This window comes from Streptomyces sp. NPDC057543 (assembly GCF_042801895.1).
Taxonomy (GTDB): Bacteria; Actinomycetota; Actinomycetes; order Streptomycetales; family Streptomycetaceae; genus Streptomyces.
In genome coordinates this window covers 1-4,625 of the sequence record NZ_JBHVFF010000444.1, presented here as the reverse complement: position 1 = coordinate 4,625, position 4,625 = coordinate 1, and the positions used below count along the sequence as shown (strand labels likewise).

Annotated in this window: 6 protein-coding genes; 3 read left to right on the top strand and 3 right to left on the bottom strand. The window is 71.0% G+C overall.

Annotated features, from left to right (window positions below):
* Positions 1–86: 86 nt before the first annotated feature.
* Positions 87–356, bottom strand: a complete 270-nt coding sequence (locus ACFU8Q_RS39315; protein WP_384464363.1) for a hypothetical protein — start codon at positions 354–356, stop codon at positions 87–89.
* Between the two features lie 120 nt (positions 357–476).
* Here ACFU8Q_RS39315 and ACFU8Q_RS39310 point away from each other — a divergent pair, with 120 nt between their 5' ends.
* Positions 477–836 carry an arsenate reductase family protein gene (locus ACFU8Q_RS39310; RefSeq protein ID WP_384464360.1) on the top strand — a complete coding sequence of 120 codons (360 nt, stop codon included), beginning with the start codon at positions 477–479 and terminating at the stop codon, positions 834–836.
* Between the two features lie 27 nt (positions 837–863).
* Here ACFU8Q_RS39310 and ACFU8Q_RS39305 read toward each other — a convergent pair whose 3' ends face one another.
* Positions 864–1,730, bottom strand: a complete 867-nt coding sequence (locus ACFU8Q_RS39305; RefSeq protein WP_384464357.1) for an alpha/beta fold hydrolase — start codon at positions 1,728–1,730, stop codon at positions 864–866.
* A gap of 83 nt (positions 1,731–1,813) precedes the next feature.
* On the opposite strand from ACFU8Q_RS39305, the gene ACFU8Q_RS39300 reads away from it, so the two are divergent.
* Positions 1,814–2,320 carry a MarR family winged helix-turn-helix transcriptional regulator gene (locus ACFU8Q_RS39300; protein ID WP_384464355.1) on the top strand — a complete coding sequence of 169 codons (507 nt, stop codon included), beginning with the start codon at positions 1,814–1,816 and terminating at the stop codon, positions 2,318–2,320.
* Positions 2,321–2,355: 35 nt separating this feature from the next.
* Here ACFU8Q_RS39300 and ACFU8Q_RS39295 read toward each other — a convergent pair whose 3' ends face one another.
* On the bottom strand, positions 2,356–3,267 hold the full coding sequence (locus ACFU8Q_RS39295; RefSeq protein WP_384464352.1) for a Gfo/Idh/MocA family protein: 912 nt from the start codon (positions 3,265–3,267) through the stop codon (positions 2,356–2,358).
* 276 nt (positions 3,268–3,543) lie between these two features.
* On the opposite strand from ACFU8Q_RS39295, the gene glnII reads away from it, so the two are divergent.
* On the top strand, positions 3,544–4,587 hold the full coding sequence (gene glnII / locus ACFU8Q_RS39290; RefSeq protein WP_384464349.1) for a glutamine synthetase: 1,044 nt from the start codon (positions 3,544–3,546) through the stop codon (positions 4,585–4,587).
* Positions 4,588–4,625 lie beyond the last annotated feature (38 nt).

The window sequence follows — 4,625 nt, the reverse complement described above, 5'->3', positions numbered from 1 at the left end:
GTCCGGCCCGAACCGGACCGGGGCCGCTGTCACGTACCCGAAGCCTGTGCGCGGGGCACAGGCTTCGGGTTACTGGCAGGCGACGGTCAGCGGCCGTATCGGATGAGGGCGCGGACCATCCGGCAGGTCGTGTCGGACGGCGGGTGGATGCCGATGCGCTCGGCGATCGTGCGTATCTTGTCGTTGGTCGCGGTCGACGGGTAGTAGACGCCCGTGTCGAGCAGGGCGATCGTCAGGCGCATGGCCTTCAGGCGGCGGTTGTGGGTGACGTACCACTCGCGGGGCCGGCCCGCGGGGAGCGGCTTCTTCCGCAGTGGCTTGTGGGGCGGCTCGGTCGTGACTGCGGCAACGGCCATGGGCAACCTCCTGGCACGGTCGTGGAACCCTCACGAACTCCCTCTATTTTACGGCCCACCACTGACAATCGTCGCTGGCCGGAGGGGCTTTCGGGACGTCCCTCCCGTACCGTTGGCCCCATGGAGATCTGGATCAATCCCGCCTGTTCCAAGTGCCGCGGCGCGGTGGAACTGCTCGACGCGGAGGGTGCCGAGTACACCGTCCGCCGCTACCTGGAGGACGTGCCGTCGCCGGACGAGATCCGGGCGGTGCTCGACCGGCTCGGGCTGGAGCCGTGGGACATCACGCGGACGCAGGAGGCGCAGGCGAAGGAGCTCGGGCTCAAGGAGTGGCCGCGCGAAGCCGGTTCACGGGAGCGGTGGATCTCGGCGCTCGCCGGGCATCCGAAGCTGATCCAGCGGCCGATCATCACGGCCGACGACGGGACCGCCGTCGTGGCACGCACGGACGAGGCAGTACGGGACGCCATGAAGCGCTGAACACGCCGCGGGGCGAGAGCGGCCGGGTCATCGCAAGCTCCCGGTCATCAGGAAGTCCTCCATCGTGCTGTTCAGTTCGGCGACCGTCGGCTCGTGCAGCGGCAGGGTGTGGTGTGTCGCGCCGGGGATCGTCGCCGTCCGCGCGTGCGGAAGCAGCCGGGCCGCCGCGGCGGCGACGCGGCCCGCGTCATGGGCCCGGCTGCGTTCGGCCAGCAGGATCAGGGTCGGCACGTCCAGTCCGCCCAGGGCCCCGGGCGCGGGGCGGGGGCCGGTGACGGGGCGGGCGGACGGGAAGCCGGCTGCCGCGCAGCGCAGTTCCAGCCACGCCGGGTCGAGCTCGGCGTGGCCCGTCTCCCACTCCAGGAAGGCACGTGTCCGTTTCGCACCGGGGCGGAGCAGCATCGGCAGCGCGTGCAGCAGATAGCCGGGGCGGAAACCGGCGAAGCACTGGGTCGGGTCGAGAAGGATCAGTTTCCGGACGCGGTGGGGCGGTGCGTGCAGCGCATGGTGGAGGGCGATCCAGGCCCCGTACGAATGCCCGCACAGTGCGCTCCCCTCGGCGTTCAGGCCGTCCAGCACCGCGTCGAGCCACGTCGTCAGGTCCGCCACCGTACGGATCGGACGCTTCCCCGCGACGCTGCGGCCCGGGTCACCGACGAGGTCGACGGCATGGACGCGATGGGTACGGCCCAGATGGGCGGCCTGGGCGTACCAGACGGTGGAGGTACAACCACCGCCGGCCAGCAGCACCAGGGGCGGGGCACCCTCGGGTCCGTAACTGTTGACGTGGGTGGTGCCGTACGGGGTGGGGACCTGCGTGCTGTGGGTGTCCGTCGGCCACTTGGCCGCCAGGACCTCGTCGTACGCGGCGAGGAATGACGTAGTGGTGGTCATGGGATGCCTCCGCGGTCGGATACCGTCGGATATTATCTCGCTCGGCGAGATAATAAAGGTGATCGGAGAAAGGGGGCGACTCGGTGACCGACCGGGGACCCGAGCTGGAGATCGTCCATCTGCTGCGCAAGGTGACGGTCGAATTCGCTCTGCGCCAGACCGAGTTCGCCACCCGGCACGGCATGCATCCCACCGATGTGCGGGCCCTGATCTGCCTGCTGGATGCCGGGCGGGCCGGCACGGACGCGACGGCCGGGTGGCTCGGCGCACAGCTCGGACTCAATTCCGCGGGCACCACGTCACTCATCGACCGCCTGGAACGTCTGGGCCACCTCGACCGCGCCCGTGACCCGCGGGACCGGCGACGGGTCCTGCTGAGCGTGACGCCACGTGCCGTGGAGCTGGGCCGGTCCTTCTTCGGGCCGCTGATCGACGACACGGTGGCGCTGCTGCGCACGTTCGACGAGAGCGAGACGGCCGCGGTCCGACGCTTCCTGCACACCGCTCACCGGGCCGTCGCACCACCTCCCCCGTCCGGGCGGGGTACTGACGGGGCGGCCGGAACGGACGGATCAGCCCCGTGCGCGTAGGGACACGCGCGTCGCCGCCCCGTGCCCCGCTCCCGCTACTCCCCCGCCTGCTCCTCCGCCTCGGCCAGCAGCTCCGTCAGACGCAGGCCGAACCGCACGTCGCAGGCGTGCGGCTCCCCCGTGCGTACCGAGTCGATCAGGGCGTCCACCGCTGACCGGAAGGAGCCGACCGGATCGCTCCACCGCGGCAGTACGGCGGTTCCTTCTTCGCCCCTGAGCTCGATCTCCGTGCCCACCGCGCCGACCGGGGCGCCCAGCGCGAGCGTCACCGTGCTGGAGGCGCCGGAGGTGTGGCGGAGGATCAGGTGGGTGGTGTCGGACGGGCCGCGGGCCGCGGTCAGTTGTGTGACGTCGCCCAGGACCGGGATCAGGACCGACAGGACGTGCGGGCCGACGTCCCACAGGCCGCCCTTCTCGCGGCGCCAGGGCGAGGCCGCGTACTCGCTGGTCGCGCCAGGGGCGAACAGCGTCCCGATCCACTCGGCGCGGGCGGTGAACCAGCCGTCCACGGCGGCCTGTTCGGTGACCCAGTCGGATGTCTCGGCCGCGAAGCGCAGGGTGCAGAAGACGATGGACGCGGCCCCCGACTGCCCCGCGGCCCGGGCCACCTCGCGGGCTGCCGCCACGGAGGTCGCGACCGGCTTGTCCAACAGCAGATGACGGCCGGTGGCGGCGGCGCGGGCGGCGAGCGGGGCCTGGACGTCCGGCGGCACGGCGAAGGCGATCGCGTCGCTGGCCGCGAAGAGCTCGTCGATGCCCGCCTCACCGGTGTACGCCGTGGTGCCGTGGGCGGCGGCCAGTGCGTTCGCGGCTTCGGGTCGCCGGCCCCACACGCCGCTCAGTGCGACGCCGGGGTGGGCTGCGAGGGCGGGGGCCTGGGTGTTCCGGGCCCAGGGGCCCGCGCCGACGAGGCCGATGCGCAAGGGGGTCGGGGGAAGTGTCGTCATGGGGCAAGTCTGCCGGGTTCGCCGGGCCGCTCCCGTATTGAGCCGACGCGGAGCGAGCTTCCTGGCTGCGTCCGCGGTGTCGGCCGCGAGGCTCCGGCGCGACTTCGCCGGATCCGCGCCGCCGGTTTCGCGAACCTGCTCAGAGCCCGCGCGTAACGTAGAAATCCTCGGTAACACGGGGTTCACATTCGGGCAACGGACGGGAAATCGCGTCTTGCGAAGCTGCGCTGCAGAGACCGGACCGCAGTACCGCAGCACCCGCAAAGGATGGCTTCCGTGACGTTCAAGGCCGAGTACATCTGGATCGACGGCACCGAGCCGACCGCCAAGCTCCGTTCGAAGACGAAGATCATGGCCGGGAGTCCGTCGCAGGACGTGGCGGAGCTGCCGATCTGGGGCTTCGACGGTTCGAGCACCAACCAGGCCGAGGGCCACGCCTCCGACCGGGTGCTGAAGCCGGTCTTCACGTGTCCGGACCCGATCCGCGGCGGCGACGACATCCTCGTCCTGTGCGAGGTCTTCGACATCGACATGACGCCGCACGAGTCCAACACCCGTGCCGAGCTGCGTCCGCTCGCCGAGCGGTTCGCCGGCCAGGAGCCGGTCTTCGGCATCGAGCAGGAGTACACCTTCTTCGACGGCAACCGCCCGCTCGGCTTCCCCGAGGGCGGTTTCCCGGCCGCGCAGGGCGGCTACTACTGCGGGGTCGGCGCCGACGAGATCTTCGGCCGCGACATCGTCGAGAAGCACCTCGACAACTGCCTGAAGGCGGGCCTCGGCATCTCCGGCATCAACGCCGAGGTCATGCCCGGCCAGTGGGAGTTCCAGGTCGGCCCGCTGTCCCCGCTGGAGGTCTCCGACCAGCTGTGGATCGCCCGCTGGCTGCTGTACCGCACCGCCGAGGACTTCGACGTCTCCGCGACCCTCGACCCGAAGCCGGTCAAGGGCGACTGGAACGGAGCGGGTGCGCACACCAACTTCTCCACCAAGGCGATGCGCGAAGGACCTGAGGGCTATGCCGCGATCATCACCGCGTGCGAGTCGCTGGGCGAGGGCTCGAAGCCGATGGACCACGTCAAGAACTACGGCGCGGGCATCGACGACCGTCTGACGGGCCTGCACGAGACCGCCCCGTGGAACGAGTACAGCTACGGCGTCTCCGACCGCGGCGCCTCGGTCCGCATCCCGTGGCAGGTCGAGCAGGACCAGAAGGGCTACATCGAGGACCGTCGCCCGAACGCCAACGTCGACCCGTACGTCGTCACGCGGCTGATCGTCGACACCTGCTGCACCGCGCTGGAGAAGGCCGACCAGGTCTGATCCTCGACCGCCGTCAGCACGAGGGGGCGTCCACCCGG